The sequence below is a fragment of the Nonlabens sp. SCSIO 43208 genome (assembly GCF_050703575.1).
In the GTDB taxonomy this organism is placed as follows: domain Bacteria; phylum Bacteroidota; class Bacteroidia; order Flavobacteriales; family Flavobacteriaceae; genus Nonlabens; species Nonlabens tegetincola.
In genome coordinates this window covers 1,724,564-1,741,847 of record NZ_CP065365.1, presented here as the reverse complement: position 1 = coordinate 1,741,847, position 17,284 = coordinate 1,724,564, and the positions used below count along the sequence as shown (strand labels likewise).

The 17,284-nt window shown below is 36.2% G+C and carries 13 protein-coding genes; 8 read left to right on the top strand and 5 right to left on the bottom strand.

Annotated elements, in window-relative coordinates; all coding sequences use genetic code 11:
- Positions 1–37: 37 nt before the first annotated feature.
- The 3 genes from gldK to topA all read right to left on the bottom strand — a co-directional run bounded on the left by gldK (position 38) and on the right by topA (position 5,182).
- Complete coding sequence (gldK, locus tag I5168_RS07955) at positions 38–1,408, bottom strand: gliding motility lipoprotein GldK (protein WP_431471435.1); 1,371 nt, start codon at positions 1,406–1,408, stop codon at positions 38–40.
- A 112-nt stretch (positions 1,409–1,520) separates the two neighbouring features.
- Positions 1,521–2,681, bottom strand: coding sequence for a formimidoylglutamase (locus I5168_RS07950; protein ID WP_431471434.1), 1,161 nt, complete (start codon positions 2,679–2,681; stop codon positions 1,521–1,523).
- A gap of 2 nt (positions 2,682–2,683) precedes the next feature.
- Positions 2,684–5,182, bottom strand: coding sequence for a type I DNA topoisomerase (gene topA, locus I5168_RS07945; protein ID WP_431471433.1), 2,499 nt, complete (start codon positions 5,180–5,182; stop codon positions 2,684–2,686).
- Between the two features lie 324 nt (positions 5,183–5,506).
- Between topA and miaB the strand changes: the two genes are divergently transcribed.
- From miaB to I5168_RS07905, 8 genes are all read left to right on the top strand, one after another.
- Positions 5,507–6,973 carry a tRNA (N6-isopentenyl adenosine(37)-C2)-methylthiotransferase MiaB gene (gene miaB, locus I5168_RS07940; protein WP_431471432.1) on the top strand — a complete coding sequence of 489 codons (1,467 nt, stop codon included), beginning with the start codon at positions 5,507–5,509 and terminating at the stop codon, positions 6,971–6,973.
- A gap of 6 nt (positions 6,974–6,979) precedes the next feature.
- Entirely contained in the window at positions 6,980–8,281 is a 1,302-nt protein-coding gene (locus tag I5168_RS07935; RefSeq protein WP_431471431.1) for a sigma-54 interaction domain-containing protein, read from the top strand.
- Positions 8,271–8,777 carry an LPS assembly lipoprotein LptE gene (gene lptE, locus I5168_RS07930; protein ID WP_085774974.1) on the top strand — a complete coding sequence of 169 codons (507 nt, stop codon included), beginning with the start codon at positions 8,271–8,273 and terminating at the stop codon, positions 8,775–8,777. The genes I5168_RS07935 and lptE overlap by 11 nt, the downstream gene beginning before the upstream one ends.
- Positions 8,771–9,610 (top strand): hypothetical protein, encoded by an 840-nt coding sequence (locus I5168_RS07925; protein ID WP_431471430.1) that lies wholly within the window; start codon positions 8,771–8,773, stop codon positions 9,608–9,610. Before lptE ends, I5168_RS07925 begins: the two co-directional genes overlap by 7 nt.
- Positions 9,610–9,957, top strand: coding sequence for a preprotein translocase subunit SecG (gene secG / locus I5168_RS07920; RefSeq protein WP_060524504.1), 348 nt, complete (start codon positions 9,610–9,612; stop codon positions 9,955–9,957). Before I5168_RS07925 ends, secG begins: the two co-directional genes overlap by 1 nt.
- A 136-nt stretch (positions 9,958–10,093) precedes the next feature.
- Positions 10,094–10,369, top strand: coding sequence for a co-chaperone GroES (locus I5168_RS07915; RefSeq protein ID WP_042277970.1), 276 nt, complete (start codon positions 10,094–10,096; stop codon positions 10,367–10,369).
- A gap of 71 nt (positions 10,370–10,440) precedes the next feature.
- Positions 10,441–12,084, top strand: coding sequence for a chaperonin GroEL (gene groL, locus I5168_RS07910; protein ID WP_042277968.1), 1,644 nt, complete (start codon positions 10,441–10,443; stop codon positions 12,082–12,084).
- Positions 12,085–12,162: 78 nt separating this feature from the next.
- A complete protein-coding gene (locus I5168_RS07905) occupies positions 12,163–13,515 on the top strand; it encodes a M28 family peptidase (protein WP_431471429.1) in 1,353 nt (450 codons plus the stop codon).
- Positions 13,516–13,571: 56 nt separating this feature from the next.
- Here the strand turns inward: I5168_RS07905 and I5168_RS07900 are convergent, their stop codons facing one another.
- Together I5168_RS07900 and uvrA are read right to left on the bottom strand one after the other, a co-directional pair.
- Positions 13,572–14,204, bottom strand: a complete 633-nt coding sequence (locus tag I5168_RS07900; RefSeq protein WP_431471428.1) for an SDR family oxidoreductase — start codon at positions 14,202–14,204, stop codon at positions 13,572–13,574.
- A gap of 116 nt (positions 14,205–14,320) precedes the next feature.
- Positions 14,321–17,149, bottom strand: a complete 2,829-nt coding sequence (gene uvrA / locus I5168_RS07895) for an excinuclease ABC subunit UvrA (protein WP_105019334.1) — start codon at positions 17,147–17,149, stop codon at positions 14,321–14,323.
- Positions 17,150–17,284: the final 135 nt, after the last annotated feature.

The following is a 17,284-nucleotide window of genomic DNA, read 5'->3' as shown; positions in this document are numbered from 1 at the left end:
TAAGTTGTTAAGTTAAGATTTAATTAATTAAGGGGTATTAGTTAGTAGCTGCATTAAGAGTAATATCAGTACCTTGATACGTTTGTACCGTACGGAAACCAATAAAACTTCTTGCACTATCCTGATATTCGTAGTCACGAGTTCCTACTTGTAAGAAGTATGATACATCCTTCCAAGATCCACCTCTAACACCTTTACGTTTATTTTCTTTATCATTTACTACAGGCGATAATGAACTCATAAATTCATAAGCTCCTGGCTCATATGAAGAATTCACCCATTCTGATACATTACCTGACATGTTATATAAGTTGTAATCATTAGGTTCATAAGCATCTGCTTCTACCGTATAAACCGCTTGATCTGCCGCGTAATCACCTCTTAATGGCTTGAAGTTAGCAAGGAAACAACCTCTATCATTTTTTGCATAAGGACCACCCCATGGATAAGTAGCTCCTTCCAATCCACCACGAGCAGCATATTCCCATTCTGCCTCACTTGGTAAACGGTACTCAAATACTCTTTCCAGGTTACGTTGCTTTCTATATCCATTGTGATAAAGTGTTCTCCATTGACAGAACGCCTTAGCTTGTTTCCAGTTTACTCCTACTACAGGATAATTACTATAAGCTTCATGATAATAGTAATCATTATGCATTGGCTCATTGTAACTATAGTTAAAATCTCTAATCCATACTGTAGTGTCTGGATATACAGGAATTGGCTCTTGTGTTATAAAGTCTTTTCTAGATTTAGATTTGTCACGATTACGAGCAACCGCTTCAACATCGTACTCTGTGTACATAAACTGTAATTTATCCGTATCGATAGTACGTTCTCCATTGTAAGCTTCCTCGTAAGGGATTAGGAAATTGTCATAAACCTCAGCATAAAATTCATCTGGAATCTCCTCTGTATCCCAAATAAGATCAACATCACGATTTAATTTTCTTCCTTCATATCCGGTAGGGCCAAGACCTACGTAGTTATCTTGTAGGTATTGCTCCCAAGGAGTAAGATCTCCTTCTTCACCATCAAGAAAGGCAAATTCCCCTATTCCATTATCACCAGGAGTAGCTCCATTTTCATCTGCCATAATAGCTAGATTTGTTCTAAAAATAGAATCACGTACCCAGTTTGTAAACTGACGGTATTCTGCGTTTGTAATCTCAGTTTCATCCATGTAGAAAGATGGTACTGTAACAGTTTTAGCCGGCGCGTTTCTAGTAGCAGCGATATCGTCATCACTTTTACCCATTATAAACGCACCACCTGGTATAAGCGTCATACCATAAGGCTTTTCAGGATGCCATTTCTTTCCTTTGGCACCTACTACCATTCCGCGGTCTCCTTTTCCACAACTAGCTACAAAAACTGCCACTGCTATAAGGACAAAAAACTTTTTCATAAGGTATCTTAAGTTATCTTTATGAGATTTAAGGCCGTAAACCTATTATTTTATTTATAATTCCACAACTTTTTTTTATGATTAATTTAAAGAAACTATCGATAAAATGTTGCTAAAATTCGTTTTTCTTCCTAGCTCTTAACCATTTATCAGGAAGATGTTGATTGCAAGCTTCTTGATAATCTTGATAAGAACAAGGTAATAACGTATGTTGTTTTAATTTATTATTGACTCCTTGAATAAAAGGTATTTCTATCCACCAGCGCCCAGTATTACTACTCTTGTAAAATATAAGTATCTCGTCCTCAACAGGTACCTGATACTTTAATACATTATCATCGATATTCAATGGATACTCACCACTGCGATAATTGTAACCTTCGATAAAATACCAAACTATCTCTGCTACCAACTGCGCTGGTGTATCTATTGCCTCCAGAACAGTCTCAAAAACACCAAATACTTTTAACCTATCACTAATTCCAGCATATCTGGAAAGACTGCAAATTTGCTTACCATTAAATCCATTAGGGTTCGCTTTCGCGAAAGCGAGATCACCACTACGAACCGATTGTAAATCGATACCTACCAAGTCTGCATCTCTCATATGAGGCTCGGCCAAGGTGATATCCTGATTCAACGCACCTAATCGATCTGCTTCAAAATACATGCGCTGCAATAACTCAATTTCGTCTTGCGAATTGAAATAGGTTTGAAAACCAAGGTTGGTATAATTGAATAAATTATAGGGTTGTTCTGTCACCATTTTACCAACGTAATTGCGTGAGGTAATGGGTGCATTGATATCGCCTAAGTCAAACCTACAATCAACATTCAATGCATTAATCATAGTATAATGCTCATCAAATGCTCGATACATAGGATACATAAGATCTTGACTACCACCAATGTAAATAGGTATAATTTTTCTTAAGAGAAAAAATTCGGTAAGCTGTCTTACTACGAAATAGGTATCTTCAACAGTTTCACCAGGAAAAACATCTCCTAAATCGGCTATGGTTGATGTCCAGTTTCCTGGATACAATTCGTACAGCTTTCTTCTAATATGATCCAAGGTTTTAACTTGAATCAAGGCATTATTATCCTTACGGTTTTCTAACAGACCGATGATCACCAAATCCACATTTTGCAAGTCTGGCATACCATCTTGCTCTGTATGAATTTTTATTGTTTGTCCTAAAGTGGCTGGTGGTTGCAACATTGCATGAGCCACCGCAAGCTCATGAACTGGGTTTAAAAAATCCAGAGACATGTTTATTTTTTAGTACTCTTACGAGTGGTTTTTTTCTTAGTTGTTTTCTTTTTAGGAGCTTTTTTTGCAATTAATTCTTGAGCTTTTTCTAGAGTAATACTTAAAGGGTCGATGGTTTTTGCTAGTTCCACCTTAGTCTCACCTTTAATAATATTGTGCCTACCCCATCGAGCCTTTTCAATTCTTATACCTTCTTCTTCCCAATCAACTATCAGCTTGTCTTTTTCCTTTTGAATCTTATCTTTAATTAAAGTTTCAATATCTGAATTAGACAGGTTATCAAAGTCGTACTTTTTATTTACTGAAATAAACATACCACTCCATTTTATAAATGGCCCAAATCTACCAACTCCTTTAGTAACCGGTTGGCCGTCATATTCATAAATTGGAGCATCGGCCTTTTCTTTTTCTTCTATAAGCTCCATAGCACGATCTAGTGATATACTCATTGGATCATCTGTTTTCTCCAAGGAAACAAATGTTTTACCGTTGAATTTAACATAAGGACCATATCGCCCTTGATTAACTTCAACAGGATGCCTATTGTATTCACCTAAAGTTCTAGGAAGTTTAAATAGCTCTAAAGCTTCTTCTAAAGTAATCGTCGATAGATTTTGAGAAGGCAGTAAGCTAGCAAACTGAGGCTTCTCTTCATCCTCTACAGTACCTATTTGAGCCATTGCCCCAAATCTTCCTAATCGAACACTTATAGGCTTACCACTTTCAGGATGTGTTCCTAAGATACGTTCACCTACTTCTCGTTCGGCATTTTCTGCTACGTCCTTAACTTTAGGATGAAAGTCTTTATAGAAAGATTGCATCATATCAGTCCATTCTTCTTTTCCTTCGGCGATGTTATCGAAAGACTCTTCTACTTTGGCTGTAAAATTATAATCTAAGATATCACCAAAATGCTCTACTAAGAAGTTATTCACAACTCTTCCTACATCAGTAGGAATCATTTTACCTTTATTTGATCCTGTTTTTTCAGTTAATTCTTGAATCTGAACTTCTTCATTCACCAAAGTGAATTGTTTGTAAGATCTTTCTTCTCCTGTATCCTGACCTTTTTCAATATACTTACGATTTTGAATGGTCGTAATTGTAGGTGCGTATGTAGAAGGTCTACCGATACCTAATTCTTCTAGTTTTTTAACCAATGAAGCTTCCGTATAACGGTATGGTGGTCGTGAGAAACGCTCGGTAGCAGTTATAGACTTTGAATCTAAAACATCTCCAACGGTTAAATCTGGTAACAGTCCTTCTTGTTCTAGGTCTTCATCATCAGTTCCTTCTAGGTATACTTTTAAAAAACCTTCGAACTTTACAATTTCACCATTTGCAGTGAATTCTTTATCGTGAGTACTAGCACTTATAGAAACGTTGGTTCTTTCAAGTTTAGCATCACTCATCTGGCTGGCTATAGCTCTTTTCCATATGAGCTCGTATAATCTGATCTGATCTCTATCGGCTCCTGCACTATGGACAGCAAAATCAGTTGGCCTTATAGCCTCGTGAGCCTCTTGAGCTCCTTTCGACTTTCCTTTATAATTACGCTCTTTATGATATTTATCTCCGTATGCCTTATTTATTTCCTCCTTGGCACCGTTTTTTGCTTCATTACTTAAGTTAACCGAGTCGGTTCTCATATAAGTAATCAATCCAGCTTCATACAATCGTTGTGCAAGTTGCATGGTACGACTTACATTGAAGTATAATTTCCTTGAAGCCTCTTGCTGTAATGTTGATGTAGTAAATGGTGGCGCTGGAGATTTACTAGCTGGCTTTTTGGTTAGATTTGAAACCTTAAAAGTAGCTCCTTTATTGGATTCTAAAAACTCCTCTGCTTCCTTAGTAGAATCAAGTGAACTTGGTAATTTTGCTTTGACTAGCTTACCTTCTTTTGAGAGAAATTCTGCATCAACCCTAAAGAAGTTTGTTGAATTAAACTTCAAGATTTCATCCTCGCGTTCTACTATTAATCGAACTGCCACACTTTGCACACGACCAGCACTTGCACCACCTTTGACCTTTCTCCATAATATAGGAGAAATCTCATATCCTACTATACGGTCTAGCACTCGTCTAGCCTGTTGAGCATTTACAAGATCATAATCTATCGTTCTAGGATTATCAATTGCCTTTTGAACAGCGCTTTTAGTGATCGCATTAAATACAATACGTTTTGTTTTTTCCTTTTTGAGATCTAGTTGTTCAGCAAGGTGCCATGCAATAGCTTCTCCTTCTCGATCTTCATCACTCGCTAACCAAACAATTTCGCAATCGGCAGCTAATTTTTTAAGCTTTTTAACCAGATCTTTTTTATCACTAGAAACAATATATTTAGGTGTAAAATCTTTATCGACATTAACACCTAATTCCTTGGCAGGAAGGTCAGCAATGTGACCAAAACTAGATGCTACTTTGAAATCTTTTCCTAGAAATTTTTCAATAGTTTTTGCCTTGGCAGGCGACTCTACTATTACAAGATTTTTTGCCATTAAGTTTTGAAATTTGAAATGCAAAGTTATAGTTAAAATAATTAGAGAGTCTAAATAATTGTTAAACCAATATTTTTCAGGATTATAAAAAGTTGTTATTCAATGTTTTAACTTTAAATATTCTTTTAAACCAAATAATCAAAGATAATTCTCCCTTTTCGTATTATTCTTTTGAGGTTATTGATAGGCAAACCAACTTTTTTGAACCTTTCCCTTAGAAAGAGCATAACTATCTGTTAGAATGTTAAGGTGACAGATTGTCATTAAACCAAAAAAACAAACTATCTTTGCACCACCTAAAAAAGGTGAAATACTAAGGAGACGATGGAAAAAGTAATTGAAGAAGAAAAGCAAGGAACTACTGTTCAATTAAATGATAAAAAAGAGAATGGCCGTAAGTTATACATAGAGAGCTACGGTTGTCAAATGAATTTCTCAGATAGTGAGATTGTTGCATCAATCTTGGCTAAAGAAGGTTTTAACACTACTAACACTCTTGAAGAAGCAGACCTAGTTCTGGTTAACACTTGCTCCATTCGTGAGAAAGCAGAACAAACAGTTCGTAAAAGATTAGAGAAATTTAATCGAGTAAAAGAGCGCGAAAATCCAAACATGAAAGTTGGGGTTCTAGGCTGTATGGCAGAAAGACTTAAATCTAAATTTCTTGAAGAAGAGAAAATTGTAGACATGGTTGTAGGACCAGATGCCTATAAAGACCTTCCAAATCTTGTAGCAGAAATCGATGAAGGTCGTGATGCAGTTAATGTAATTTTATCTAAAGAAGAAACCTATGGTGATGTTGCTCCTGTAAGATTACATAGTAATGGTGTCACTGCATTTGTATCCATAACTAGAGGTTGCGATAACATGTGTACGTTTTGTGTGGTTCCTTTTACAAGAGGGCGTGAACGTAGTCGTGATCCTCAATCTATCTTAGAAGAAATTCAAGATTTGGTAAACAAAGGTTTTAAGGAAGTAACTCTTCTAGGACAAAACGTTGATTCGTATTTGTGGTATGGCGGTGGTCTTAAGAAAGATTTTAAAAAGGCGAGCCCAATGGCACAGGCTACTGCAGTAGATTTTGCCAAGCTTCTGCATATAGTTGCTAAGGCTCAACCTAATTTAAGAGTACGCTTTTCTACAAGCAATCCACAAGATATTAGTGATGATGTTCTCCATGCTATGGCAGCACATCGTAATATTTGTAATTATATACACTTACCTGTACAGTCAGGAAGTGATCGTATATTAAAAGAAATGAATCGACTGCATACCCGTCAAGAATACATGGATTTGATTGATCGTATTCATGACATTATTGAGGATTGCGCAATTTCTCAAGATATGATCGCTGGATTCCCAACTGAGACCGAAGCAGATCATCAAGACACTTTAAGTCTTATGGAATATGTAAAGTATGACTATGGTTTCATGTTTGCTTATAGTGAGAGACCTGGTACTATGGCTGCAAGAAAAATGGAAGATGATGTTCCTGAAGAAGTAAAGAAAAGACGTTTATCAGAGATAATCGATGTACAACGTCGTACCGGTCTAGAAAGAGCTCAATACTTTGTAGGAAAGACTGTAGAGGTACTTATTGAAAAAGAGTCTAAACGATCTGATCAACATTGGGCAGGACGCAACTCTCAAAATTACATGACGGTTTTTCCAAAAGGTAATTTTAAGGTTGGCGATTTTGTAATGGTCAAAATAACAAACTGCACTAGCGCAACTCTTATAGGTGAAGCTGTTGGATATAGTGATATGACAGGCCCAATCACGATTAAATAATAGTTTATGGAAGGGATACAAGCTATAAAACAAAGATTTGAGTTAATTGGTAACGACCCTAGTTTTAATCGTGCTATTCAAAAATCCCTGCAAGTTGCTCCTACTGATATTTCAGTATTAGTAACGGGAGAAAGCGGTGTTGGTAAAGAAAGTATTCCTAGAATTATACATTCTCAATCCTTTAGAAAACACGCCAAATATATAGCCGTAAACTGTGGTGCAATCCCAGAAGGAACCATAGACTCTGAACTTTTTGGGCATGAAAAAGGCGCTTTTACTGGAGCTACACAAACAAGATCTGGTTATTTTGAAGTCGCCGATGGCGGAACCATATTCTTAGATGAAGTAGGTGAATTACCACTACCTACACAAGTAAGATTGTTGCGAGTTCTAGAAAATGGTGAGTTTCTAAAAGTAGGATCCTCAAAAGTTCAAAAGACTGATGTTAGGATTGTAGCAGCCACAAACGTCAAAATGTTTGAAGCTATCGAGAAAGGGAAATTCAGAGAAGATCTGTATTACCGGTTAAGTACAGTAGAAATTCACTTACCTCCATTACGCGAGCGTAAAGGTGATATTCATTTGTTATTTAGAAAATTTGCTAGTGATTTTGCCACCAAGTACAAAATGCCAACTATCAGATTAGATGAGGACGCAGTACGCTTATTAACCAATTACAGGTGGAGTGGAAATATCAGACAATTACGCAACATTGCCGAGCAAATAAGCGTTCTTGAACAGGAACGTAATATCAATGTAGCTACCTTACGTAATTATCTACCAGACACTGGGACTCATTTACCTGCCGTGGTAGGAGAAAACAAAAAAGCCGACAGTGATTTTGCAAACGAGCGTGAAATACTTTACAAAGTGCTGTTTGATATGAAAAATGATTTGAATGATCTTAAAAAGCTCACTCACGATTTGATGGCTAGCGGTAACATGAAAGATGTGTCAGAAGAAAACTCTGGTTTAATTCAACGCATTTATGGCAACAATAATGATTCTAGTACAGACTATGAAGAAGTTATTGATAATGCCTATGAAATAACCAATGAAGATTCTTTTCATGAGGATAAATTACCTGTAGAATATCAACCTCAATCTTCCATGGCTTCAGCTGTATCAGACAGGTATGATTTTGCTCAAGAAATTGAAGAAGAAGAATCTTTAAGCCTGGAGGAAAAGGAAATTGAATTAATTAAAAAATCTCTTGAACGTCACAAGGGAAAACGCAAAGCAGCCGCAGAAGATTTAGGAATATCAGAACGCACCTTATACCGAAAAATTAAGCAGTATGACCTTTAAGAAAATAACCTTTTTAGTAGTAACCCTTCTCTTGGTTACCAGCTGCGGTATTAAATATGGGTTCAATCAAACTTCCATTCCTGATAATGTCAACACTTTTCAGGTAGATTTTTTTGGTAATCTGGACCCTATTGAACCGGGTATCGAGCGTACTTTCACGCTTAATTTACAAGATTTAATTCAGGATCAAACAAGGTTAAGTATTGTCAACAGCGGTGGTGACTACATTTACCAAGGTGAAATCACCAGGTACTACATTGCTCCTATGACTGCAACCGCAAACAATACTGCGAGTCAAAATAGGCTAACTATAGAAGTAAATGTAAGATTTACTAACACTAAGGATGAAGAGCAAAGCTTTGAGAAAAAATTTAGCTTCTTCTATGACTACCCTGCAAATGTTTTACTTAATGGTAGTGCTTTAGATGAAGCTCTCGATGTGATATTCACACAGATCACACAAGATATCGTCAATGAAACACTTACTTCATGGTAACCAAGGATCGTTTACATACTTTGATTGCCACTCCTGACGAGCTTTCATTAAACGATTTAGGAGACATTCAAACTACACTAGAAAAGTATCCATACTTTCAAAGTTTAAGATCTGTATTTCTTAAAGGTTTAAAATTAGAAAATAGCCCTTCATACAATCAGGAACTTCAAAGAACGGCCGCGCATACCTCGGACCGCGCTGTTCTTTTTGATTATATTACTTCCAAAAGTTTTATTCAAAATAGAATAAGTACTGAGATCAAAAGACAACAAGAGCAGCTTAATTCGCTAGATATTGAAGTAGAAGAGTTTAACGTTGTTCAAGAAGATTTTAATGAAAACAGCGATTTTACCAATGTAACAGATGATGACTTATTTGTTAAAAAGGATACTGATCAAACACTGAATTTTGAACAAAGTGATGCTTACAGCTTTAGTGAATGGCTCAAGCTCACATCGCTCTCGTCCATTAAAAGAAGTGATGAGAAATCAGTTGCTCAAGAAACTGATGATATCCAAGACACTTCAAGTGAGAATAGTTATAGTGTTGAGGAGTCTCATCAACGTTCTATGGATATTATTGATAAGTTTCTTAAAACCAAACCTAAGAAAATTAAACCAGTAGCCAGTGAAACTAAAATTCAAAATCTGGCAGATCAAAATATGGCTCCAGAGCAATTCATGACTGAAACTCTAGCCAAAGTTTATCTCGCGCAAAAAAACTATAAGAAAGCAATTAAAGCATATGAAATTTTAAAATTGCAGTATCCAGAAAAAAGTAGTTTCTTTGCAGACCAAATTCAAGAAATAAAGAATTTACAAAGTAATCCATAATGACAACATATTACATTTTTGCAGGTCTTATCATTTTAGTTGCCTTTTTACTTATCGTAGTAATTATGGTTCAAAATCCTAAAGGTGGTGGACTTTCACAAAGCTTTGGCGGCGGTGGAACACAGCAGTTAGGTGGTGTACAAAAAACAGGAAATTTCCTAGACCGCAGTACTTGGGTTTTATCAACGTTACTTCTAGTACTTATTTTATTAGCTAGTACTGCAAAACTTCAAGGCTCTAGTACGTCAACTATTAAAGTTGCCGATCCTGATGCTCAAGTAGAAACTCCTGCTTTACCATCAGATTCTGGTGATGCAACAACACAAGAAACTGACACAAACGAATAATCAGTTCTTTTAACTGACAAAAAATCCAGCTCCACGAGCTGGATTTTTTTATTTACGGCATTTTGTCAGTAACCACAAAATGGCACATTATTAGAATGTAGGCAGGCATAAAAACAACTAAAAATTCATTTTAAAAATGGGATTAAATATTCAACCTTTATCAGACAGAGTTTTAATTGAGCCTATGGAGGCTGAACAGAAAACAGCAAGTGGTCTGTACATTCCAGACACAGCAAAGGAAAAACCTCAACAAGGTAAAGTAGTAGCTGTAGGAAATGGTAAGAAAGATCACGAGATGACTGTAAAAGTAGGTGATACTGTTCTTTACGGTAAGTATAGCGGTACAGAACTAAAATTAGAAGGTACTGATTACCTTATGATGAGAGAGGACGACATCCTTGCAATCGTTTAATCTAACCTTTCAATTTAATTTTTAATTAAGTACGCTTTCGCGAAAGCGTAAATTCAAAAAAAAAAACAATCATGGCAAAAGACATAAAATTTGATTTAGAAGCTAGAGATGGTATTAAGCGTGGTGTAGATGCACTTGCTAATGCTGTTAAAGTAACATTAGGACCAAAGGGTCGTAACGTAGTAATAGGAAAATCATTTGGAGCGCCAGTCGTAACTAAAGATGGTGTAAGTGTAGCTAAAGAAATCGAGCTAGAAAATGAGCTGGAAAACATGGGTGCTCAAATGGTTAAAGAGGTAGCATCAAAAACCAACGATCTAGCTGGTGATGGTACTACAACTGCAACCGTACTTGCACAAGCTATCGTAAAAGAAGGCCTTAAAAATGTGGCTGCTGGTGCAAATCCTATGGATCTTAAACGCGGTATCGACAAAGCAGTAGAAGCAATTACTAAAGATCTAGATAAACAATCAGAGAAAGTTGATGATAGTGGTGATAAAATAAAACAAGTTGCCTCGATCAGTGCTAATAATGATGATGTTGTAGGTGAATTAATCGCTACTGCATTTGGCAAAGTAGGAAAAGAAGGTGTAATCACAGTAGAAGAGGCAAAAGGAACCGATACTTATGTAGACGTAGTTGAAGGTATGCAGTTTGATCGTGGTTACTTATCTCCATACTTTGTAACTAATTCAGAAAAAATGACCACTGAATTAGAGAATCCTTACATCCTTCTTTTTGACAAGAAGATTTCTACCATGAAGGATTTAATGCCAGTATTAGAGCCTGTAGCTCAAACTGGAAAACCTTTACTTATCATCGCAGAAGATGTTGATGGTGAAGCTCTTGCTACGCTAGTTGTAAACAAGCTAAGAGGAGCTCTTAAAATAGCTGCAGTTAAAGCACCAGGTTTTGGTGATCGTCGTAAAGCTATGCTAGAGGACATCGCTATCTTAACAGGTGGAACGGTGATTAGCGAGGAAAGAGGATTTACTCTTGAGAATGCTACCATTGACATGCTAGGAACAGCAGAAAAAGTGGATATTGATAAAGATAACACTACAATTGTTAATGGTAACGGTGATAATGAGGCTATTAAAGCTCGTGTAGGTCAAATTAAATCTCAAATCGAGAACACAACTTCTGACTATGATAAAGAAAAACTTCAAGAACGTCTAGCTAAACTTGCTGGTGGTGTTGCTGTACTTTATGTAGGTGCTGCAAGTGAGGTTGAAATGAAGGAGAAGAAAGATCGCGTTGATGATGCATTACATGCAACAAGAGCAGCTGTTGAAGAAGGTATTGTTGCTGGTGGTGGTGTTGCCCTAGTAAGAGCTAAATCAGTTCTATCTAAGCTTAAAGGCGCTAATACAGATGAAGAAACTGGTATTTCAATAGTAGCTAGAGCTATAGAGGCTCCATTAAGAACTATCGTTGAAAATGCAGGTGGTGAAGGTAGCGTTGTGGTTTCTAAGATTCTTGAATCTAAAGGAGCTCAAGGTTATGATGCTAAAAATGATCAATATGTTGATATGCTTAAAGCTGGTATCATTGACCCTAAGAAAGTAACTCGTGTGGCTCTTGAAAATGCTGCATCGGTTAGTGGTATGATTCTTACAACAGAATGTGCTCTAGTAGAAATTAAAGAAGATGCACCTGCTGGTGGCGCTGGAATGCCAGGTGGAATGCCAGGAGGAATGGGCGGAATGATGTAATCATTTCTCCATTTTATTACACAAAGCCATCTCTTCTAGAGATGGCTTTTTTTGTTTTGGCTAACTTATCTTTGTGATATGCGTATTTTTTTTCTCTTATTCTTAATAAGCTCTGGGATTTCCTTATCACAAAATGTTCAACACTTCATTGATCAAGTTGATACCAATAGAATTACTACCCGACTTCAAGAATTTGCAGGTGAAGTATCTACTACGGTAAATGGTAATGCGCAAATCATAATTAATCGCGAGAGCAATCAAAACGATATTGCAAAAGACTATCTTGTTGAAAGATTGAATGCCCTGCCCCACCTGAATGTTACTACTATAAATTACAGCACTAGAGGAACTAACATTATAGCAACGCAAACTGGTCTTACTAATCCCAACGACATTTATATAATATGTGCTCATTATGATACAGTTACTAACTACTGCGTAGACGATAATGCTACTGGAACTATCGCTGTTTTAGAAATCGCAGAATTATTAAGCCAGCAGTGTACGGATAACACGATTGTATATGCATTTTGGGATGAGGAGGAACAAGGTTTAATAGGAGCACGTAATTATGCACAAGCAGCAAGAGCCAGAAATGATAATATAAAAGCAGTACTCAATCTAGATATGATAGGATACGATGGTGATGGTGATAATGATTTTGATATTGACGTGAGAGATGTCGCTAACAGCCTAGCTATGAAAGATGATATCGTACAAATGTTAAATCAATATGGAACAAATTGGAATTTAAACGCCAATGTCATTAATCCAGGAACACCTTTGAGCGATCACAAGGTATTTTGGGATGAAAATTATACTGCCTTACTAATCGGTGAAGCATGGTCTATGAACGATCAAAACAATCAATACCATACCACTAGAGATAGATTTAATAATCTAGATTTGTCTTACTGCACCGACATTATAAAACTATGTACCGCTTATATGGCCACAAAAGCAGGACTTAATTACATAGACTCAAGTATTCAAAACACAGGTTCGTCACTTACTGTTACTAATGATCCAACAGCAACTTATAGGTGGATTGATTGTTCCACAAATTTATCAATTTCGGGTGCTACCAGTCACTCCTATACTCCTACCACAGATGGTATTTATAAAGTTAGTATTACGAAGTCAGGCTGTACGGAAGAAAGTGACTGCATTAATTTCACAACGTTATCACATAATAGTTTAAAAACGCCCATTCAAGTAAGCTATAACCAAGCAACCAAAGATTTATTAGTAACCAACACCACAAAAGCTGAAATCCAATTGCGATTGTATCATGTAAATGGTCAATTTGCTCAAGAATGGATTACAGAAAAGGCTCAAGATAATATTAACCTAAAAAATTATTCGGCAGGGATTTATATTCTACAATATTTCGTTGAAGGACAAAGGCATATATTAAAGATTCAGATATAAAAAAACACCCTGAAAATGATTACATTTTCAGGGTGTTTAAATCAATTATTGAGATATTATTGTTGTACTGGTTCTAGCGCATCTGCGATTAATGTTTCCCCTTTAATTATTTCAAAAGTTTCTTTATTTGCTACATCATCGTGTAATGCTTTTACTAAGACCTTTGCTACATCAGCTCTTGGAATTTCTCCATGTTTATTTATCTTGGATTGCAATTCTATTTTATTGTTAGAATTATCATCGGTTAATGAGCCTGGTCTCACTATTGAGTAATTTAAATTTGAATTTTTTAAATAATTATCTGCGGCTTGTTTAGCTTTTAGATACTCTTGTAAATCTGAAGCCTGCTCTGGGTTGTCTGCTCCCATTGAACTTAGCATCACAAATTTCTTTACCGTTGCATTTTGACTTTCGTCAATTAATTTAATCGCGCCATTTTTATCAACTTCTTCAACATTCTTTCCTTTTGATCCTGCTGCAAAAATCACCTTATCTATATTGTTTGTAGTATGACTTAAATCATTAGTTAAATCACCCAAAACAGTTTCAATTCCATTAGCTTTAAACTGATCTACCTGTTCAGGCTTGCGCACCATTGCTACTGGTTCAAAATATTGATCGTTTTTTAATAATTCAATAACTTGTTTTCCTGTGGTACCTGTTGCACCTGCTACTAATATTCTTTCCATGTCATGAAATTAACCACAAAAGCCCTTTAAACAAGGGCTTTTAAGACTACTTAACTAGAGTTTATAATCTAGCTAAGAAGTTAGTCATAAATTAACAAAAGGATCTCTTAAAAGAGTTATAACTCCTTTTTTAAGAATCTAGCTGTATGGCTGGTTTTGTGTTTTGATACTTGTTCAGGAGTACCCTTTGCAACTACTTCTCCACCACCTCGACCACCTTCTGGACCTATATCTATAAGGTGATCTGCGATTTTAATAACATCCATATTATGTTCAATAATAAGTACTGTATTTCCTTTATCCACCAACTTATTCAGCACATCCATGAGTACTCTTATATCCTCAAAATGTAATCCTGTAGTAGGTTCATCTAAAATGTAAAAGGTATTACCGGTGTCTCTTTTTGATAATTCGGTAGCCAGTTTTATTCGTTGCGCCTCACCACCAGATAATGTCGTAGATTGTTGTCCCAATGTTATATAACCTAACCCAACATCTTTAATTGTTTTTAACTTGCGATATATTTTTGGAATAGATTCAAAGAAATCTGTTGCCTCATTTATTGTCATCTCAAGTACATCGCTTATAGATTTTCCTTTATATCGTATTTCAAGAGTTTCTCTGTTAAATCGTTTTCCGTTGCAGGTCTCACAGTTCACATAAACATCTGGTAAAAAGTTCATTTCTATTACTCGTAATCCACCACCTTTACAGGTCTCACATCGTCCACCAGCAACATTAAAACTAAAACGACCTGGTTTGTAACCTCTTATTTGCGCTTCTGGAGTCTTGGCAAATAGCGATCTTATTTCATCAAAGGTTTTAGTATAAGTAGCTGGATTAGATCGCGGCGTTCTACCAATTGGACTTTGATTGATATCTATGACCTTATCAATGTGTTCAAGTCCTTTGATACTTTTATAAGGCATTGGCACTTTTACACCATTGAAAAAATGTGCGTTTAAAATCGGATACAAAGTTTCATTAATCAAAGTAGATTTTCCACTTCCAGAAACTCCCGTCACTACGATCATTTTGCCTAATGGAAAGTCAACTGAAATATTTTTAAGGTTATTACCTGTACAACCTTTCAATACCAATTTTTCACCAGTTCCTTTACGACGCGTTTTGGGTATTTCAATTTCTTTGGTACCGCTTAAATATTGTGCAGTAAGTGTATCGTGTTTAAGAATATCTTTTGGACTGCCTTGACTAATTATTGATCCACCGTATTTTCCAGCTCTAGGACCTATGTCTATTACATGATCGGCACGTTCAATCATATCTTTATCATGCTCCACGACTATCACGCTGTTACCAGTATCTCGTAGTGATTCTAAGGAATTGATTAATTTTTCATTATCTCGCTGATGTAAACCTATACTAGGCTCGTCTAGAATGTATAAAACACCTACTAATTGTGAACCTATTTGCGTCGCTAGTCTTATGCGTTGTGCCTCGCCTCCTGATAATGTTTTTGCGCTCCTGTTTAAGCTTAAATAATCTAGCCCAACGTCGAGTAAAAATTGTAATCTTTCTTTAATTTCTTTAAGTAATTCAGTGGCTATTTGTTTTTGCTTTCGCGAAAGCGAACTCTCTAAATCATCAAACCAATCTACTAGTAATGCGATATCCATGTTTGCCAGATCGGCAATGGATTTTTCATTTACTCTAAAGTAAAGCGACTCTTTTCTTAAACGTGTTCCTTCACAGGTAGGACAGGTTACTTTATCCATAAAACCTTTGGCCCATCGTTGTAAACCAGCACTATCGTTATTGTTATAAGTTGCTTCTATAAAATTAGCAAGACCTTCAAAATCAATCTTGTATTTACGAGAAACTCCAAGTGTTTTTGAATTTACTTCAAGACTTTCATTGCCGCCATACAGGATCATTTGTACAGCCTCCTTGGGTAGTTTCTCAATAGGATCAGTAAGTTTAAAGTCAAACTTTTTAGCAATAAGTTCAAGTTGTTTAAATATCCAATTCTTCTTATTGTCTGGATAAGGAGCTAGTCCACCTTTTGAAATACTTAGACTAGGATTGGGAATAATTTTTTCTTCATTAACCTTATACAGGGTTCCTATACCGTTACAGGTAGGACAAGCTCCCTTAGGCGAATTAAAAGAGAAGTTATTGGGTTCTGGCTCTGGATATGAGATACCAGTTTCTGGACACATGAGAGATCTAGAAAAAAAACGTCCTTCCTTATCTCCATGAGCCACTACCATAGTAATGTCGTTTCCATGGTACATAGCTGTGCGTATAGCCTCATCTAGTCGTTTAATATCCTGTTCTGTATCATCTACTTGAATGCGGTCTATTACAATTTCAATATCATGAGTTTTGTAACGATCTAGTTTCATTCCTTTGGTTATGTCCACGATTTCACCATCGGTGCGCACCTTTACAAATCCTTGTTTTGCAATTTGTTCAAATAATTCCCTGTAGTGACCTTTTCGAGCTCGCACAACTGGTGCGAGGATGTTGATACGTTTGTCCTTATAATCCTTAATAATTAAATCCCTGATTTGTTCATCGCTATAACTAACCATTTTTTTACCGGTGTTATAGGAATAAGCATCACTCGCCCTAGCATAGAGCAAGCGTAAGAAATCGTAAATTTCGGTAATCGTTCCTACTGTACTTCGTGGGCTTTTTGAAGTCGTCTTTTGTTCGATGGCTATGACTGGTGATAGACCATCAATTTTATCCACATCTGGTCGTTCTAATCCTCCTAAAAATTGCCTGGCATAGGCACTGAATGTTTCAATATAACGTCTTTGACCTTCGGCATAGATGGTGTCAAATGCAAGGGAAGATTTTCCAGAACCTGATAATCCTGTAATAACTACTAGTTTTTCTCTAGGAATGTTAACATCAATGTTTTTTAAATTGTGAACTCGAGCTCCTTTTACTTCAATAATCTCGTCTGAATATCCCATAATTTTAGTCAATCTCGCGAAGTTACCTAAACCGCTCTAAAATTTATTTCAAACTAAGTTTAAATCTTGTTAAGTCTTTGCCTCTATTCTTATTACATCTAGTAAACATAAGTGAAAAAACTTGACATTTATCAC